The 16,047-nt window shown below is 60.9% G+C and carries 17 protein-coding genes; 10 read left to right on the forward strand and 7 right to left on the reverse strand.

Annotated elements, in window-relative coordinates; translation table 11 throughout:
• Positions 1-432: 432 nt before the first annotated feature.
• Together LVY75_22365 and LVY75_22370 are read right to left on the reverse strand one after the other, a co-directional pair.
• The gene (locus LVY75_22365) at positions 433-849 is read right to left on the reverse strand and encodes a KTSC domain-containing protein (GenBank protein XAZ21567.1); all 417 of its coding nucleotides are present in this window, start codon (positions 847-849) and stop codon (positions 433-435) included.
• Entirely contained in the window at positions 846-1,103 is a 258-nt protein-coding gene (locus LVY75_22370; GenBank protein ID XAZ21568.1) for a KTSC domain-containing protein, read from the reverse strand. The genes LVY75_22365 and LVY75_22370 overlap by 4 nt, the downstream gene beginning before the upstream one ends.
• Before the next feature lie 318 nt (positions 1,104-1,421).
• On the opposite strand from LVY75_22370, the gene LVY75_22375 reads away from it, so the two are divergent.
• Positions 1,422-1,979, forward strand: a complete 558-nt coding sequence (locus LVY75_22375) for a terminase small subunit (protein XAZ21569.1) — start codon at positions 1,422-1,424, stop codon at positions 1,977-1,979.
• A gap of 1 nt (position 1,980) precedes the next feature.
• On the forward strand, positions 1,981-3,480 hold the full coding sequence (locus LVY75_22380) for a terminase (GenBank protein XAZ21570.1): 1,500 nt from the start codon (positions 1,981-1,983) through the stop codon (positions 3,478-3,480).
• Between the two features lie 47 nt (positions 3,481-3,527).
• Here LVY75_22380 and LVY75_22385 read toward each other — a convergent pair whose 3' ends face one another.
• The gene (locus LVY75_22385; GenBank protein ID XAZ21571.1) at positions 3,528-3,941 is read right to left on the reverse strand and encodes a helix-turn-helix transcriptional regulator; all 414 of its coding nucleotides are present in this window, start codon (positions 3,939-3,941) and stop codon (positions 3,528-3,530) included.
• An 89-nt stretch (positions 3,942-4,030) separates the two neighbouring features.
• On the opposite strand from LVY75_22385, the gene LVY75_22390 reads away from it, so the two are divergent.
• Both LVY75_22390 and LVY75_22395 read left to right on the forward strand, forming a co-directional pair.
• Positions 4,031-4,906, forward strand: a complete 876-nt coding sequence (locus LVY75_22390; GenBank protein ID XAZ21572.1) for an NmrA/HSCARG family protein — start codon at positions 4,031-4,033, stop codon at positions 4,904-4,906.
• 430 nt (positions 4,907-5,336) lie between these two features.
• Positions 5,337-5,909 carry a hypothetical protein gene (locus tag LVY75_22395; GenBank protein XAZ21573.1) on the forward strand — a complete coding sequence of 191 codons (573 nt, stop codon included), beginning with the start codon at positions 5,337-5,339 and terminating at the stop codon, positions 5,907-5,909.
• A gap of 47 nt (positions 5,910-5,956) precedes the next feature.
• Here LVY75_22395 and LVY75_22400 read toward each other — a convergent pair whose 3' ends face one another.
• Entirely contained in the window at positions 5,957-6,238 is a 282-nt protein-coding gene (locus LVY75_22400; protein XAZ21574.1) for a GlsB/YeaQ/YmgE family stress response membrane protein, read from the reverse strand.
• Between the two features lie 118 nt (positions 6,239-6,356).
• Positions 6,357-7,256, reverse strand: a complete 900-nt coding sequence (locus LVY75_22405) for a LysR family transcriptional regulator (GenBank protein XAZ21575.1) — start codon at positions 7,254-7,256, stop codon at positions 6,357-6,359.
• Between the two features lie 172 nt (positions 7,257-7,428).
• Between LVY75_22405 and LVY75_22410 the strand changes: the two genes are divergently transcribed.
• The 4 genes from LVY75_22410 to LVY75_22425 all read left to right on the forward strand — a co-directional run bounded on the left by LVY75_22410 (position 7,429) and on the right by LVY75_22425 (position 10,272).
• Positions 7,429-8,082, forward strand: a complete 654-nt coding sequence (locus LVY75_22410; GenBank protein XAZ21576.1) for a hydrolase — start codon at positions 7,429-7,431, stop codon at positions 8,080-8,082.
• Positions 8,083-8,414: 332 nt separating this feature from the next.
• Complete coding sequence (locus tag LVY75_22415) at positions 8,415-8,852, forward strand: hypothetical protein (protein ID XAZ21577.1); 438 nt, start codon at positions 8,415-8,417, stop codon at positions 8,850-8,852.
• A 277-nt stretch (positions 8,853-9,129) separates the two neighbouring features.
• Positions 9,130-9,846 carry a YafY family transcriptional regulator gene (locus tag LVY75_22420; protein ID XAZ21578.1) on the forward strand — a complete coding sequence of 239 codons (717 nt, stop codon included), beginning with the start codon at positions 9,130-9,132 and terminating at the stop codon, positions 9,844-9,846.
• 54 nt (positions 9,847-9,900) lie between these two features.
• Positions 9,901-10,272: a DUF1330 domain-containing protein gene (locus LVY75_22425; protein XAZ21579.1), complete on the forward strand. Its 372-nt coding sequence runs from the start codon at positions 9,901-9,903 to the stop codon at positions 10,270-10,272.
• Between the two features lie 213 nt (positions 10,273-10,485).
• On the opposite strand, the gene LVY75_22430 is transcribed toward LVY75_22425, so the two are convergent.
• Positions 10,486-10,722, reverse strand: coding sequence for a hypothetical protein (locus LVY75_22430; protein XAZ21580.1), 237 nt, complete (start codon positions 10,720-10,722; stop codon positions 10,486-10,488).
• 712 nt (positions 10,723-11,434) lie between these two features.
• Entirely contained in the window at positions 11,435-13,294 is a 1,860-nt protein-coding gene (locus LVY75_22435) for a hypothetical protein (protein ID XAZ21581.1), read from the reverse strand.
• 190 nt (positions 13,295-13,484) lie between these two features.
• Here LVY75_22435 and LVY75_22440 point away from each other — a divergent pair, with 190 nt between their 5' ends.
• Together LVY75_22440 and LVY75_22445 are read left to right on the forward strand one after the other, a co-directional pair.
• Entirely contained in the window at positions 13,485-14,072 is a 588-nt protein-coding gene (locus LVY75_22440; GenBank protein XAZ21582.1) for a transglutaminase-like cysteine peptidase, read from the forward strand.
• Positions 14,073-14,622: 550 nt separating this feature from the next.
• A complete protein-coding gene (locus LVY75_22445; GenBank protein XAZ21583.1) occupies positions 14,623-15,972 on the forward strand; it encodes a prolyl oligopeptidase family serine peptidase in 1,350 nt (449 codons plus the stop codon).
• Positions 15,973-16,047: the final 75 nt, after the last annotated feature.

Consider the following 16,047-nt stretch of genomic DNA (forward strand, 5'->3'; position numbering starts at 1 on the left):
CCAATATTTTGACTTGAGTGGACTACTATCTATCATTGAGTTAGCGAGTTCGAAACTATAACAGGCCTGCATTTCCCGGCTTGGCTGGAGACCGAACTTGGCGTCTCGCACAGCCCGGAAAGCGCCGCCTCTCGGCTCAGACCCTCAGCTATTCGCCACTAACTCATTGATCCTGAATAAGAATTTCTGAAAATGCAGCAAAAACGGCCAAAATTCCGGCTAAGTCATTGATCCTGAATAAGTGATCCACTTACTCCCAAACTTACGCGTAAAGAAATTCAAATCAGGAGAAAGCCTCCGGCGACGGAAAAAAATATAAAAGTTTTTCCGCTTTCCTGCGTCACTTATTCAGGATCAAGGACTTAGCTGTTTTTTAGCCATGCAGGCAGCATGAGACCGCCATCGGACCTCGCTGCGGCGATCCCGCCTGCCTCAATGATGATGGTCGCGGGAGCGCAGCCAATGGAAGGAAAAGTGCCGGTGGGCGTCCTCGCGGCGGAAGGCGTCGCGGATGTGCTGCGTGTAATACCAGCCCGGCGATGGCGCGGTGACCAGGTTTATGACGACGCCCTGAGGCACGTCGAAATATCGGCGGTGGCCTTTCAGCCGGTGCTCGATCTCGAGGATCCGCGTGACGGGATCATAGGTGATCTCGCTGATCAGATGCGATGCGAGTTTGACCGTCACCGCAACCGGGGGCTCATCGGAGGACTGGGCGGGATCATACGACGGTGTTCCTTGCTCGCCGGTTGCGGCAGCAGGGTTTGCTGCATGCTCGTCTCGTTCGCCCTGTCCGTTATGGTCCCCTTGCCCGTTATGGCCCCCTTGTCCGTTATGGACTGGGCTCATCCCCGCCCCACACTTCCGGATTCCAGCGGGCGGTTCGAAGGCTCGATCTGGGATTCGTAGAAATCCAGCTTGTCCTCGGCGATGCGCAGGCCGACGATATGTCCTTCGATGACATCGAGATGGGTATGCATGCTGCCGTCGGAAAATTCGACGACCAGCCTGGAAGGTTCTTCGCTATAGCCAATCCTGCTGATTTCCCTGTCCCGGTGCATCCTGTCAGATTTACCGATAGCATTCTTAAGTTTTTCAAGCATAAGCGAACTCCTCTATTCTAATAAATCCTTGATTAATTCATTGCATGCGGCAACGATTATCGTTTAATTCAGTTAAATAGGGTGGTTAACGTCCGTATTTACGCGTAAAGGCTGCATTCCTTACTGTTATTCTTGCGCCGCCATCACCCGGGGCGATTTTCCTCCCGCTAGGTCAGGCACGAAAAGCGGCTGAGGCCCCAAACGCGCAGTTCCCCGAAAAGGTTCCCGCCGGCCGTTCACAATTTTTGCTTTTCCCCTCCCCATTCATTGCGCCAACCGTTGCTCTGTTATCTCCCCGGCAAACCGGGATGTGATGGCATGAGCGAACTGACGGCGCGGCAGCAGCGCTTTGTGGAGGAATATCTCGTCGATACTGTCGGCGCGCAGGCGGCGATAAGGGCGGGCTATTCGCCGCGCGGCGCGAAGGAGACTGCCTGCAGGCTGCTGAAGATACCTCATATTGCCGCAGCCATCGGCGAGGCGAAGGCCGAGCGCTCCGAGCGGACGCGCATCGATGCGGACTGGCTGCTGACGCGGCTTGCCGCCGAGGCCGAAGCCGATCTCGGCGATCTCTATGACGAGAAAGGCGATCTCCTGCCGATCCGGGAATGGCCCGAGATCTGGCGGCAGGGGCTGGTGACGGATCTCGAAATCTCCGCGCTCTACGAGGGCACCGGCAAGGAGCGCCGCGAAATCGGCCATGTGAAGAAGGTGAAATTTGCCGAGCGGCTGCGCCGGCTGGAGCTGATCGGCAAGCATATCCGCATCAACGCCTTCAAGGAGATCATCGAGCACAAGGGCCTCTCCGCGCTTGCCGAGCGGCTGGAGCGGGCGCAAAGGCGCAGTGAGACGCAAAACGATGGCGAAGCGCAGTAGCATGACGCGCCGAAAGCCCCTGCCCGCCGCATCCGGCGAAATCAGCGATCCCAATGACGCGATCATCGAGCTTGCCGCCGCCTGCCGCTTAAGCCCGAAGCGCTGGAGCAGGCTCGCCTGGGACTGGGGCATGGGCGAGCTCAAGGGCTATGACGGCCCGCGCCCCTGGCAGGACGAGATCAACGAGCTGATCGGCGCCCATCTTTCTGACCCTGCCACCCGCTACCAGCCGCTGCAGATCGCGGTCGCCTCCGGCCACGGCATCGGCAAATCGGCGGAAATGGGCATGCTCTCCAACTGGGCCATGTCCTGTTTTGCCGATTGCAAGATCGTCACGACGGCCAATACCGAGGGCCAGCTGCGCACCAAGACGGCGCCCGAAATCGGCAAATGGTTCCGGCTTTCGATCACCGCCCACTGGTTCGATGTGCAGGCCATGTCCATCAAGTCGCGCGATCCCGAGCGCAGCGAAAGCTGGCGGCAGGATTTCGTCTCCTGGAGCGAGCACAATACGGAAGCCTTCGCCGGCCTGCACAACAAGGGCCGCATCATCCTCCTGCTCTTCGACGAGGCCTCGAAGATCCACGACAAGGTCTGGGAAGTGGCCGAAGGCGCGCTGACGGACGAGGATACGGTCATCATCTGGATCGTCTTCGGCAACCCGACCAGAAACAGTGGCCGCTTCCGCGAATGCTTCCGCCGCTTCCGCCACCGCTGGACCGGCCGGCAGATCGACAGCCGCACGGTGCCCGGCACCAACAAAGAGTTCCTGCAACATCTCGTGGACGATCACGGCGAGGATAGCGATATCGTCAAGGTGCGCGTGCGCGGCCAGTTCCCGAGCCAGTCCGCCATGCAGTTCATCTCCGCCGACGATGCCGACCGGGCCAGATCAACGCACCTGCGCCCCGAGCAATATGCCTTCGCGCCCGTCATTTTGGGCGTCGACCCCGCCTGGACGGGCGACGACCCGACGGTGATCATGCTGCGCCAGGGCCTCTATTCGAAGCGGCTGGCGACCATTGCCCGCAACGACAACGATATCGAGGTCGCCAATCTCATCGCCCGGCTGGAGGATGAATACGAGGCCGACGCCGTCTTCGTGGATGCCGGCTACGGCACCGGCATCGCCAGCGCCGGTACCGTCATGGGCCGCTCGTGGCAGCTCGTCTGGTTCGGCTCGACGAAGGTGCTCGACCCCGGCTATTACAATATGCGCGCCTATATCTGGGGCCAGATGAAACGCTGGCTGAAGGCCGGCGGCGCCATCGATCCCGGCAATGAGGTTCTCTACCAGGACCTGGTGGGACCGGAGACCGTGGCGCGGCTGGACGGCAAGATCCAGCTCGAAAGCAAGGAAGACATGAAGGATCGCGGACTGCCATCGCCGAATGAAGGCGATGCGCTGGCGCTGACATTCACGCAGCCGGTGGTGAAGAAGATGCGTCACCGGTCGGAGACCGGGGTGAAGGCTGTGGTGGATTATGATGTCTATGGGTAGCGCGGCGTGGCGCAGTGGTTGCGCATTTGCGCGACATGCTCAAGAAATTACTTCAGGGCTTCGTCATAGGAGCGACGATGCTCTTCGACGACGGGCAGATTGTCCCGGACCCACAGGTTGAAGCTCTCAAGAGCGTGCAGCACGCCGGCGCCCATATCGGTTAGTTCATATTCGACGCGTGGCGGTACTTCGGGAAAGTAATGACGCATGACCATGCCGTCGCGCTCCAGGTTGCGCAGCGTCAGCGTCAGCATTCTCTGGGTGATCCCGTCGATCTCTTTCCTGAGCGCTGAAAAGCGCAGCCGTTGCTCATCGGCGACAGACAGCCGCCATAGAACATGCACAGTCCACTTGTCGCCCAGCCGTGTGCAAATCCCGTTTGACGGGATCGGCCTGAATTGTGGCTTGTCCTCTGGTCCCTGAAGGGAACCGGGGCCGATACCATTGTCCAAGCGTATCATCCTTGTGCCTGACGCTGAAAAATGTGCCGTCTTCCAGCGATTTTCTACTCGTATATATGGACGGTCGTTGTTCAACGCGAGGGTTCCCAATGACCAATGACAAACATCCAATTCTCGTTTTCGGCGCCACCGGTCGCCAGGGCGGATCGGTCGCCAGAGCCTTACTGAAAGCGAAGCGACCTGTCCGCGCACTTGTATTGAATACCGGGTCCCCGGCCGCGATCGCCCTGCAGGACGCCGGTGTCGAAATCGTGCCCGGATCATTCGAGGACGAGGATACTGTCCGGGCAGCGATGAAAGACGCATATGGCGTTTTCAGCGTGCTGCCGGCCAAGCTGTCGGCGGAAGAGGAAGAACGCCGGGGGATTTCGATCGCCGACCTGGCCGTCGAAAGCGGCGTCGCGCATCTCGTTTATTCCTCGGGCGCCAGCGTCGGCGACAAGCCGACGGGTGTGGCACGTTTTGACGCCAAGCCTCGCATAGAGGCGCATATCCGCAAACTGCCTGTCACGGCCACCATCGTCAGGCCGATGATCTTCATGGAAATGCTGGTGCGGCCCGGATTCGGCCTGGACAAGGGGCAGTTGCTCTCTCTCATCAGGCCGGAGCATTCGATCCAGCTGACCGCCGTGGACGATATCGGCAAATTCGTTGCGGCCATGTTCGCCGACAAGACCCGGTTCGGCGGCGTCACCTTGAAAATCGCAAGCGACAGGCTGACCGGCTACGAACTCGAGGCCACCCTGAGCGAAATCGCCGGCCGCACGATCGCCTATGCGCGCTTTCCCGACGATGTTCTTGCAGCCAATGCCGACCTCGCGCACATGGCCAGGAGCCTGGAAGATGGTCCACTGGCAGAACGTGTGGATCTGGATCTCATGCGCGAGATCAATCCGGAAATCCTCACTTTCCGCACCTGGCTCGCCGGGATCGGCCGAAAGGCGTTCGACGAAGCCCTGGGGTAGAATGCGGCAGGCAACCCCTTTTGATGTCCGCAACGGGCCGACGGCGGCATTGGTGGCATTTGCTGGCTCACCGCATCAATTCGCGCTTCGCATCCTGCGCCGATGGTAAAACACGCAAGTCACCGAACGGAGACCGGCAGTTAAGGCGGTGGCGGATTATGAGGTGCATGGGTGATGCATGGCCAGGCTTGCGGAATTCAGCAAGTGCCGCTCATGCCTTCGCGTCGCATACTCCTATTAAGGCCTGTTGGCACAATGCGGCTTGGCCGGCTTTCTTCAACACCAGCAGCCAATTGCGGCCATTCGATTTAGCGCGTATTCGTGCAAGCCAGACCCGCCGTTGCGGCGCGGCCGAGAAGGCCCATGCGACGCCGGTTCCCAAACATATGTCCATATCGGCTGACACTAGCCGGCGACGGAAAACAACGAGATGAATGCGCGAGTTCGGCCCGCAGATAGCTGGAACGTCAGACGGATCGCCATCGCCGTTTTGCTTGGCGCGACTTGCGCCGCATACATTCGCGCCTTTGATTTCTGGCAGCTTGATCCAGCCAATGGGCTGCGCGTCATTCTCGATCTGTTGGGAGGTCCGCTTCTTTTCCTGTCGGTCGCGGTGACGCTATTCATCTGGTCTATCGGCCTATTTATCGCATTGTGGCGCCATACTTTCCGGAAGGCGGCCAGCAGCCTTATTGCCATTCTCGTTATTCCCGTCTGGAGTATGACGCTCCTCAGCGCGCCCTTGTTCGATCCCTGGTTTTGGTATGTCGTCTTCAACAAATCGAGTTTCGAAGCCGAGGCAGCCACCAAGGGCTCTTCACAGGACAGCACAAATTTCACCGTGATCGAAGGACGCGACGTCTCGACGGGCATCGCCGGCGCTGATCTCAATCATTTCATCGCTCTGATTTATAGCGAAAGCGATCCGGCCAAACTGGCAGTGCCCGGTTCGTCGCTGACGCATATCTACGGCAAGTTTTACAGGCGAGACGAATACTTCTGATATCAGCAAGGCCGACGGCGGCATTTGCGCTAACCGAAGCCGTGTCTTCACCACTCATCCGGAGTTTTGGGAAGCCGCGTGCGGACTATGTAGAGACGAAGGGGGATCAGAAGCATACATGCCCCGAAGAAGCCGAGCAGCAAGTATGTCAGCCAGCCGCCCCAGTGATAGCCGGCCTTTTCGGCTATCGCATTCAGGATAAAGGCGCCTGACATCCCGACAGCTGCCCATCCGAACGGCAGGTGAGTATGCATGAATTTATCCGCCATCCACCCTGCAACCAGGCCTACGATGATGGCAGTGACCCAGCCGATCTCCCCTTCTGTCATCCTTGCAATCTCCTCGCTTGAATGGGGACAGGAAGCCGATATTCGCTGGAAAGAATAACTGAAAGAACGCGCGCCATCCACTGCGCTGGCGCAGGTCGAAGGCGCTTCAACGCGCTGTTCACGCCGTGCCGGCGGCTCCCATCGGCGCCGGAGCCTCTTCGAAACATTCGATCAGCATATCCGTCAGCACCCGCACCTTCCGCGTCGCATGCTGCCCCGACGGGCGGATGACGTAGATGCCGGCGGGCGGTGGCGGGTAGCGTGTCATGACCGCAACCAGCGCGCCGGAAGCCAGATGGTCGTGGGTTACGCCATCGGGTATCCACGCTATGCCGACGCCGGCCAGGGCGGCGGCGGCGAGAGCGAGCGCGTTATCGGCCTTGAAGCGTCCGCGCGGATGAACCGTGATGATCTCCTCTCCGTCCATGAACTGCCAGACCTCCGTTGCCTGCATCAGGGCCTCATGGCCGGCGAGTTCCTCCGGCGTCTCGGGCGAACCGTGCCTTCTGATATAATCCGGGCTCGCGACCAGCTTTCCGTAGAGCGGACCGATGCGTCTTGCGACCAGGTTCGAGTCCGGCAGGTAGCCGACCCGGATCGCGCAATCGAAACCTTCGGCGATGAGGTCGACGAAGCGGTCGCTGTAATACGCATGGATGTGGAGCTCGGGGTGGCGTTGCGCCATCTGCGCCAGCACGTGGGCGAAGTGGCTGGGGCCGAAGGAAACCGGCACGGCAATGCGTAGCCGGCCGCGTAGCTCGCCGGAAGGCAGGATCGTTTCCATGGCAGCGTCGATCTCGGAACCGACCCTGGCGGCATGATCCCGAAAGGTGATCCCCGCTTCGGTGAGCGCCGCACCGCGGGTCGTTCGCGCCAGAAGCTGGACGCCGAGTTCGGCTTCGAGCCGGATGAGCCGGCGGCTGACCATGGACTTGGAAATGCCGAGCCGCCGCGCGGCGGGCGAAACGCCGCCGGCATCGGCAACTTCCACGAATGTCCTGAGATCTTCGATATCCACGGTTAGCGTTCCCCATCTTGCGACACAGCTTGGCAGGATGGGAGGCTACCGTATCGAAATCCGGAATGACAGTGTCCCTCTCGCAGGCGGCGCCGCTGTCAGCGCATGTCTGTCTCAATGTCGAGAAACATCCAGACCGAACTCATACAAGACGGCAGCAGAGGATCCCTTCATGACCTTTCGTAATGGCCTTGCTTCGCTTCTCCGCCCGGAAGATTCCGTACTCGTCCTGATCGACCACCAGCCCTATCAGCTCGCGAACCTGAACAGCCATGATCCGCAGATGGTGGTCAACAATTCGACGGCGCTGGCAAAGGCCGCCAGGGCTTTCGGCGTGCCGACCATCCTGACCAGCGTGGTCGCCGGGCGCGGCGGCCTCATCTTCCCGCAGATCACCGATGTGTTCCCGGGCCAGGAGGTGATCGACCGGACCTTCATCAACACCTGGGAGGACAGCAAGGTGGTGGATGCGGTCAAGGCAACGGGCCGCAAGCAGCTGATCATCGCGGGTCTCTGGACCGAGATCTGCGTCGCCATGCCCGTCATCCAGGCGCTTGGCGAAGGCTGGGATGTCACAGTCATCACCGACGCCTCGGGCGGCACGTCGCTCGAGGCTCACGAGGTGGCCATCCAGCGCATGATCGCCGCCGGCGCGAACATGATGACCTGGGTGGCGCTGGCCGCAGAATGGCAGCGCGACTGGGCGCGCACCGAACACGCCGACGAGCTGACCGACATCTTCAAGCAGCATGCCGCCGGCAGCGGCATTGCCTATCTCTGGGAGCAGCAGCTGCTCAACACGCCGCTGCCCGGCAAGGCAGGCTGATCTGAGCCGGGGATGACGGGAACCCTGACCGAAGCGGTGAACAAGCCTTCGCCGCTTGCCGGGCTCGTCATCCCACCCGCTGCATGGCCCGTTCGGGCAGAGCTGTCTTTGAACCGCCCAAGGCCTCGGTTGTCAGAGTTCCCGACAACAGGAAGCCGAATTTGCAATGCCATCGACCGGCAGGCATGCGGCGTGGGCAGCTTTGCGTCGATACCGTTGAAACTCGTTGCAACGCTGCATTGGGACGCGCCCTCACCGTGTTCATGTCTTTGGTTAGCTGTGCTACGGAATGAGGAGGAGCGATTTGATCGGACGCCTCTCGGAGATGCAGCATGTGGAAGAACCAACCTGTCGATATGATGGCGCGTCGTTTGGAGTCGAAGAAGTTTGCGTCGGAGACCTATGCGGCCTCGTTGATGTCGAACAGCAAATGGCGGACGCTGTTCGAGGCTATCGAAGAGTCTGCGGTTAAAGTTGAAGGGATGACGGTCAAGTTCATTGATGACGATAAGGAGTGGTCGCCCGTATATCCCGGATTGTATCCTCCTCGTGCCTACATCGATCTCTGGCCCCTTAACGTCTATCCCTTAGTGGAGATCGAGTGGGTCGAGTTTCGACGAATTGTCGAGTGGAAGCGGCCGAACAATGTTCCTGCGAAACTGGTGCCACAAGATATAGATGCGATCCTGGCCGCTATTGAAAGCACAGGTAAGCGCTTTCCCCTTGAGGTCTCCGGAGAGGCAATTCGGGTCATCGGGCACGTGAAGTGAAGAAGCTCGGGGCCTGATATTGCTCCTACCTAGGGCGCTTGATTCAATCACCGCACCGATTGGGCAGCTCCGGTACGCCTCTTTTGGGCTGGCCAAACTCAGGCCACCACATGCCTCATTGCCGCCTGGGAATGTTGAAATCCCGTCTCTTGTAAATTCTCAAGGTCGACTATCTTCGGGTCGGCTGCTTCCGGTCGCAAGAAGGTCCCGGTTTGCTGGAGACCTTGCATCGGATGCGTGAATGAGAGCATGGGACTGGCCTCGGAAGAAGCTGGATATGTCGAGAACGAACCGTCTGTTTGAGCTTATAAGCGTGCTGCGAGCACGCAGGAGGCCCGTCACGGCCCTCGATCTGGCACGTGAGCTGGGCATTTCGCTGCGAAGCATATACCGGGACATTGAAACGCTGCGGTCGTTGGGAGCGCCCGTCGAAGGACAGGCGGGTATTGGCTACTGTTTGGGACCGGGCTTCTTTCTGCCGGAATTCGCTTTTTCGCCGGATGAGCTGGACGCGTTGATCCTTGGCCTCGCCTGGGTGCAGCAGCGCGCCGATCCTGCGCTGGCACAGGGCAGCGAAAGCGCTCTGGCAAAAATAATTTCCGCCCAAAAGAACGGCCCGGCGACGAAGGATGGGCCGCCTGCCCTCGCGGCGGCCTCGGTTTCCCAGCGTGTGGACCCTCCGCAGGCCGCGTCATTGCGCGATGCCATCCATCGGCAGCGCAAAGTGGCGATCAGCTATGAAGACGCTCACGGCTCGCTCTCGGATCGCATCATCTGGCCGATCGCCATCGTCTATTTCGACGACGTGCGTGTCCTGGCGGCCTGGTGCGAACAGAGATCGGCCTTCCGCCACTTCCGCGTCGATCGCCTGCAGGTGAAGGCGATTTCGGACGAGCGCTACCCCGGTCGACGCCAGTCGATCATGAAACAGTGGCAGCAACAGGATCGCGACTGGCGCTCGTTCCTGCCAGTTTCTGGCACGGCGACAGGCTAACAATTGACCGGCGCACCCACACCCACTCCCGGTGCCGTGTCAAAGGAAAGTTAGATGGTTTCATTCTCACCTGCCGTGTTCGACGCCTTCCTGGCCGAGGACGACGATTCTGCCGTCGTCATGCTGAACCTCATCCGGTTCGAGCCCGATGGCGGCAAGCAAAGATATCTGGAATACCTGCGGATGGCGAAGCCGATCCTGGCTCGCTTCGGCGCGAAGATCCTGTTTGGCGGAAATGGCCTGCCTGTGCTGACGACCGGGCAGGAAAAGGGTTGGGATGCTGTCGTGCTGGTCCAGTATCCGCGCCGGTCCGCTTTCAAGGACATGGTTGCGGATCCGGAATACCAGGTTGCCTTCAAGGTCGGAGTATCGGCGATCTCCGATATCGTCCTGCAGCCTCTGAAACCTGACGACGGTATGGTGTGATTGCGGGGAACGACAGTCGCGCAGCCGCCCCCGGCCGCCTTCACGGCGGCAGTATTGACCCGGCAACGACCGCTTCGCAACGGAGCGGTCGTTGGCGGCCACAAGGGCGGCATCATGGAGCGAGTGCCACAAGATTCCGGTGACCTTTGATGTCTTGCCTCCGGAGCTTGGACGATCTGGTAGCGGTCGAGGTTGGCGCGTCGAAACCGACAACTAGCGACGACCGACGCGGTTAACTGGACCACCCTTATTTACAGCAGTTCCGTGCGTCACCGTACCACGCGCTGCACGAGCAACCGGGCGCGGCCTCAGCACCACCCCGGGTCTTACGACGCAGCCCGCCGGATAACTGATATATTGACAATAGACGACAGCATTTGCGGTATCCATGGGCGGCGCCGTAAATCCAATCGTTAGAAAGGCAAGTGACGCAGCAGCAATTCGTTTCATATTCGCCTCCTATGTCTTCGATACTTACCGAGAAGCACTGCGGTTGCTCCCACTCCCACCTGTGGCCTGATCAATGCCATTGAACAGGCCACGGTGCGTAGAAACGCTTTGATAATGCGGAACGTCAGGACCGGTCATGGCCGGCCTCCCACAAGCGGCAACATCATAACATTCGAACCAATTCTTGGCCCGTAACATCACGTAGAATCGGTTCCGTGCTGCGATGCCTGCGGCGGCTGATCGGCGTCGCCGACGGCTTTGGATGTCTCCTTTGGGCCGGAAGCGGGCCTGAACCAATATCCACACCACTTGCTCCATGATGTCACAAAAAAGGGGTACCTTGCGGCACCCCTTTTTCGTCCCCCAAACCGGAATCCCCCTCCCAGATGCAGGATCCCGGCCCCTCACAAATACCCCTCTCCCCCCTCATCTCTGTGTTCCCGGCCCAGCCCGGGTTATCTCACAGAGATCCAGCACTCTCCCCTTTCGGGTGCAGCAACTCCTACGCACTACATCTGAACCATCACTGCACAGAAGAGACGCTGCGATTCCTGTGACATCCTTTGCGCCAGCACGCGGGCACAGGAATGAGAGAGGAAAGGGAATGCGCCAGGCAAATAGTGAAGACACCGTCGCCGGGCCGCATCTCGGATATTTCCATTGAAGAAGGGCTTCGTTGCCTGAAGCCCCTCCTCCGGTTCGCTATGCCGGATCAGTTATGGCCGCCGCTCTTGCCGGGGCCACCGGTGCCGCTGCTGCCAGAGCCACCGTTGTTGCCATTGTTGCCGTTGTTGCCCGAGCCGCCGTTGTTGCCATTGTTGCCTGAGCCACCGTTGCCGCTGTTGCCCGAACCACTGTTGCCCGAACCGCTGTTGCCGCTGCTGCCGGAACCACTGTTGCCCGAGCCGCTGTTGCCGCTGCTGCCGGAGCCACTGTTGCCCGAGCCGCTGTTGCCGCTGCTGCCGGAACCGCTGTTGCCCGAGCCGCTGTTGCCGCTGCTGCCGGAACCACTGTTGCCAGAGCCACCGTTGCCGCTGCTGCCGGAGCCACTGTTGCCCGAGCCGCTGTTGCCGCTGCTGCCGGAACCACTATTGCCCGAGCCGCTGTTGCCGCTGCTGCCGGAACCACTGTTGCCCGAGCCGCTGTTGCCGCTGCTGCCGGAACCACTATTGCCCGAGCCACTGCTACCGCTGCTGCTGGAGCCACTGTTGCCCGAGCCGCTGTTGCCACTGCTGCCGGAACCACCGTTGCCCGAGCCGCTTTTGCCGCTGCTGCCGGAACCGCTGTTGCTCGAGCCGCTGTTGCCGCTCTTATCGTTGCGGTCGTTTCCGCCCTTGTCGCCACGGTCGTTGCCGCCCTTGTCGTTGCGGTCGTTGCCGCCCTTGTCGTTGCGGTCGTTTCCGCCCTTGTCGTTGCGGTCGTTGCCGCCCTTGTCGCCACGGCCGTTGCCGCCCTTGTCGCCACGGTCGTTGCCGCCCTTGTCGCCGCGGTCGTTGCCGCCCTTGTCGTTGCGGTCATTGCCGCCCTTGTCGCCACGGTCGTTGCCGCCCTTGTCGCCACGGTCGTTTCCGCCCTTGTCGCCACGGTCGTTGCCGCCCTTGTCGCCACGGTCGTTTCCGCCCTTGTCGCCACGGTCGTTGCCGCCCTTGTCGCCACGGTCGTTTCCGCCCTTGTCGCCACGGTCGTTGCCACCCTTGTCGCCACGGTCGTTGCCACCCTTGTCGCCGCGGTCGTTGCCGCCCTTGTCGCCACGGTCGTTGCCACCCTTGTCGCCACGGTCGTTGCCACCCTTGTCGCCACGGTCGTTTCCGCCCTTGTCGCCACGGCCATTGCCGCCCTTATCGCCGCGGTCGTTTCCGCCCTTGTCGCCACGGTCGTTGCCGCCCTTATCGCCGCGGTCGTTGCCGCCCTTGTCGTTGCGATCCTTGCCATCGTGGTGGTCGCGATCCCTGCCGTCGTGATGGTCACGGTCCTTGCCATCGTGATGGTCGCGATCCTTGCCATCGTGATGGTCGCGGTCCTTGCCGCCATGATGGTCACGGTCCTTGCCGCCATGATGGTCGCGGTCCCTGCCGCCATGGTGGTCATGGTCCCTGCCGCCATGGTGATCGTGATCCTTGCCACCGTGGTGGTCATGATCCCTGCCGCCGTGGTGGTGATGATCCTTGCCGCCGTGGTGACCGTGATCACCGCCGTTATCGCCGGGGCCGTCACCGGGACCATCGCCGGGGCCATCACCGGGGCCATCGCCGGGGCCGGAGCCGCCTGGATTGCCATTTCCGTCATTGTTGCCGGTGTTCTGATTGCCGGAAGAGCCCTGGCTCGATGCCTGCTTGCCAAGGTTGGAGCGGTTGCCGGAGCGGCCGCCGAAACTGTTGCCGCTGCTGTCGTCATTGACCGTGCGGCTGTCATCGTCCTTGCGGATGGATTTCGTCGGCAGGCACAGTCTGGCCTCAATGGTACCCGGCGCTGCCGTGGCGCAGTTGACGACTGCTGGCGCGGCCATTGTGAGGCTGCTGCTTGCCAAAAGGTAAGCAACGGCGACGCTATACTTCGCTGCTTTACGGATCATCTTCCCTCTCCCAAAGTTAACAAATCGTTAACTGCGGGAATTCTTATATTAGCATGCCGTTAATTCCAAGAATAAACTGTGGATAATGGCACAGGTTCTTAAGCTATAGTTAATTACGCAAGTAATAAATTTTATTAAAGTTTTAGTATAAACTGTGTTACCTTCCGCGCCGACAATAGAGGGGTGATTCATGCGATGGATTTTTTGCCTTGTTTCACTTGTGTTCTTTCCCGCGCAGTTTCAGGCCTTTGCCGGACAGCCTCTGCCGGTCGGCAGGAATATCGGCGCGCCGGTAGGCTTTGCCTCTGCCTGCGCGAGCTATCGCTGGCTTTGCCATGAGACATCCGCCGCGCGGCGCGCCCGCGGGCCGGCCGAGCAGGCGGGCATGCCTCTTCTGCGCAAGGTCACCCGCGCGGTAAACCTGCGCGTCCGCTCGACGGAGGACAGCTCCATCTCAGGAAACGGCGATGCCTGGACCCTGCCCGTCGACGGCCGGGGCGACTGCGAGGATTACGCCCTGCAGAAGATGAAGGATCTCATCGACGCCGGATTTCCGGCAAGCCGCCTGGCGCTCTCGGTGGTGATCGGCCCGCATGACGAAAACCACGTCGTGCTGGTCGCCCGCCTGGACGACGGCGATTACGTGCTCGACAATCTCAACAATGCCGTGAAGCCCTGGCGGGCGACGCCCTATACGTTTCTGGCGACGCAGGATTTTCGCGCACGAACGACCTGGCACGTGACGCTGGCCGGGCCGCGGGCGGGCGAGTTTTCGTGATGAGCGATGATGGGTGCGGTTGGCGCCCGAAGCCCCCTCATCCGCCCTTCGGGCACCTTCTCCCCGCGGGGTAGAAGGGGTGTCGCGGCAAGGCCTTCCTTCCCATCAGACGTTACTTCCTGGACATTGCGGCTGCCCCCTTCTCCCCGGCGGGGATGACGATGGCGGGTGCGGTTGGCGCCCGGAGCCCCCTCATCCGCCCTTCGGGCATCTTCTCCCAACGGGTAGAAGGGATGCCGCGGCAAGGCCTTCCTTCCCATCAGACGTTACTTTTCCGGATATTGCGGCTGCCCCCTTCTCCCCGGCGGGGAGAAGGTGCCCGAAGGGCGGATGAGGGGGATCCGGCTCGACCTTGTCAGTCGTTTGACAAGACCCGGCGCTCCTCCGGATCCGCCGCCACGAATTTCCACCGGCCGGAGATCGACCCAAACACCGAGTCGCCACGCGAGTATTTCTCCATCGCGCACCCTTCCTGACGCGTCTCCGCAACAATGCTAAAGTAAAATCCTCAAGCAATAGTCTGTGACCCAAGTATCCGGAGGGGGATAGGATGAAACTGACAAGAAAACAGTTCGGCATCGGCATGGTTGCCGCAGGTTTCGGGGCGGGAATGACTGCTCAGGCAACCGAAGTGCCGGACCAGGCCGCCAAGCCTCCGGCCGGGAACAAGCCTGCGGAAAACCTGCCGACGACGCCGATGGCGGCGCATCAGGCGAGCTATTTCTTCAAGAATTCCGCCTTCGAATATGTGTTCCTGACCAGCCTCGGGCGCGCCTATCACCAGGGCGGCAATGTCGGCAAGGTTCTCTATCTCACCCGCCAGATCGAGGACGGCAATTTCGAAAGCGCCTACAGCGCGATGATATCAGCCGGCGACGAGGCGCTGACGATTGCGCAGGATTCGCTCTCCGGCGGCCACAAGGAAAGCGCCCGGCAGGCACTGCTCTGGGCGCAGAATTATTATGACAGCGCCACATATTTCGCCGATGGCACCGGCGATCCGACGAAGATCACCGCCGCCTGGCAGAAGATGGACGATTGCTGGCTGAAATCGCTTCCGCTCTTCGATCCGCCGATCGAAGAAGTGAGCATTCCCTATGAGAATACGGCGCTGCGCGGCTTCTATTTCCGCGGCAAGGGCACTGCGCAGAAGCGCCCGCTGCTGATCCTCGTCAATGGCAGCGATGGCTCGGCTCTCGACATGTGGATGATGGGGGCGGCCGGCGGCACCGCGCGCGGCTATGACTGCCTGACCTTCGACGGGCCGGGCCAGGGTTATGCGCTCTGGAAACAGGGCATGCCCTTCCGCCCGGATTTCGAGCATGTGGTAACCCCGGTCGTCGATTTCGCGCTGACGCTGCAGGGTGTCGATCCCGCGCGCATTGCGATCCAGGGCATCAGCCAGGGTGGCTATTGGGTGCCGCGCGCCGTCGCCTTCGAAAAACGCATCGCCGCTGCGATCGCCGATCCCGGCGTGACTGACGTCTCCGCCTCCTGGACCGCCAGCCTGCCGCCGCCGATGCTGGCGCTGCTGAACGCCGGCAGGAAGGACGAGTTCGACGGCTACATGGCCAAGATGCTGGACCCGGCGACGAAGAACGCGCTTGCCTTCCGCATGCGACCCTATGGCACCAGCTCCTATTTCGACGCCTTCAAGGCGACGATGGCTTACCGGCTGGATGATGTGGCTGACAGGATCACCTGCCCGATGCTGATTACCGAGCCCGCCAACGAGGCCTTCTGGCCGGGGCAATCGCAAAAGCTCTACACGATGTTGACGGGGCCGAAGACGATGGCCGCCTTTGCTGTATCCGACGGGGCCGATCTGCATTGCGAGCCGGGCGGATACGGGCTGAGGGATCTGCGGGTATTCAACTGGCTGGACAAGGTTCTGGCGTGAGAACCGGGTTCTTTCGAACGATTGAGCCTCAGAACGACATCACCGCGCGGAACACCTGGCCACCCAGCGGCGTTT

Origin of the sequence: Sinorhizobium sp. B11, assembly GCA_039725955.1 — a bacterium.
Taxonomy (GTDB): Bacteria; Pseudomonadota; Alphaproteobacteria; order Rhizobiales; family Rhizobiaceae; genus Rhizobium.

Coding starts and splice junctions, on each gene's coding strand:
- LVY75_22395 (XAZ21573.1), top strand. CDS start 5,337: ATGAATGCGCGAGTTCGGCCCGCAGATAGCTGGAACGTCAGACGGATC.
- LVY75_22415 (XAZ21577.1), top strand. CDS start 8,415: ATGTGGAAGAACCAACCTGTCGATATGATGGCGCGTCGTTTGGAGTCG.
- LVY75_22445 (XAZ21583.1), top strand. CDS start 14,623: ATGAAACTGACAAGAAAACAGTTCGGCATCGGCATGGTTGCCGCAGGT.
- LVY75_22390 (XAZ21572.1), top strand. CDS start 4,031: ATGACCAATGACAAACATCCAATTCTCGTTTTCGGCGCCACCGGTCGC.
- LVY75_22430 (XAZ21580.1), bottom strand. CDS start 10,722: ATGAAACGAATTGCTGCTGCGTCACTTGCCTTTCTAACGATTGGATTT.
- LVY75_22410 (XAZ21576.1), top strand. CDS start 7,429: ATGACCTTTCGTAATGGCCTTGCTTCGCTTCTCCGCCCGGAAGATTCC.
- LVY75_22420 (XAZ21578.1), top strand. CDS start 9,130: ATGTCGAGAACGAACCGTCTGTTTGAGCTTATAAGCGTGCTGCGAGCA.
- LVY75_22400 (XAZ21574.1), bottom strand. CDS start 6,238: ATGACAGAAGGGGAGATCGGCTGGGTCACTGCCATCATCGTAGGCCTG.
- LVY75_22365 (XAZ21567.1), bottom strand. CDS start 849: ATGAGCCCAGTCCATAACGGACAAGGGGGCCATAACGGGCAAGGGGAC.
- LVY75_22425 (XAZ21579.1), top strand. CDS start 9,901: ATGGTTTCATTCTCACCTGCCGTGTTCGACGCCTTCCTGGCCGAGGAC.
- LVY75_22375 (XAZ21569.1), top strand. CDS start 1,422: ATGAGCGAACTGACGGCGCGGCAGCAGCGCTTTGTGGAGGAATATCTC.
- LVY75_22435 (XAZ21581.1), bottom strand. CDS start 13,294: ATGATCCGTAAAGCAGCGAAGTATAGCGTCGCCGTTGCTTACCTTTTG.
- LVY75_22380 (XAZ21570.1), top strand. CDS start 1,981: ATGACGCGCCGAAAGCCCCTGCCCGCCGCATCCGGCGAAATCAGCGAT.
- LVY75_22440 (XAZ21582.1), top strand. CDS start 13,485: ATGCGATGGATTTTTTGCCTTGTTTCACTTGTGTTCTTTCCCGCGCAG.
- LVY75_22385 (XAZ21571.1), bottom strand. CDS start 3,941: ATGATACGCTTGGACAATGGTATCGGCCCCGGTTCCCTTCAGGGACCA.
- LVY75_22370 (XAZ21568.1), bottom strand. CDS start 1,103: ATGCTTGAAAAACTTAAGAATGCTATCGGTAAATCTGACAGGATGCAC.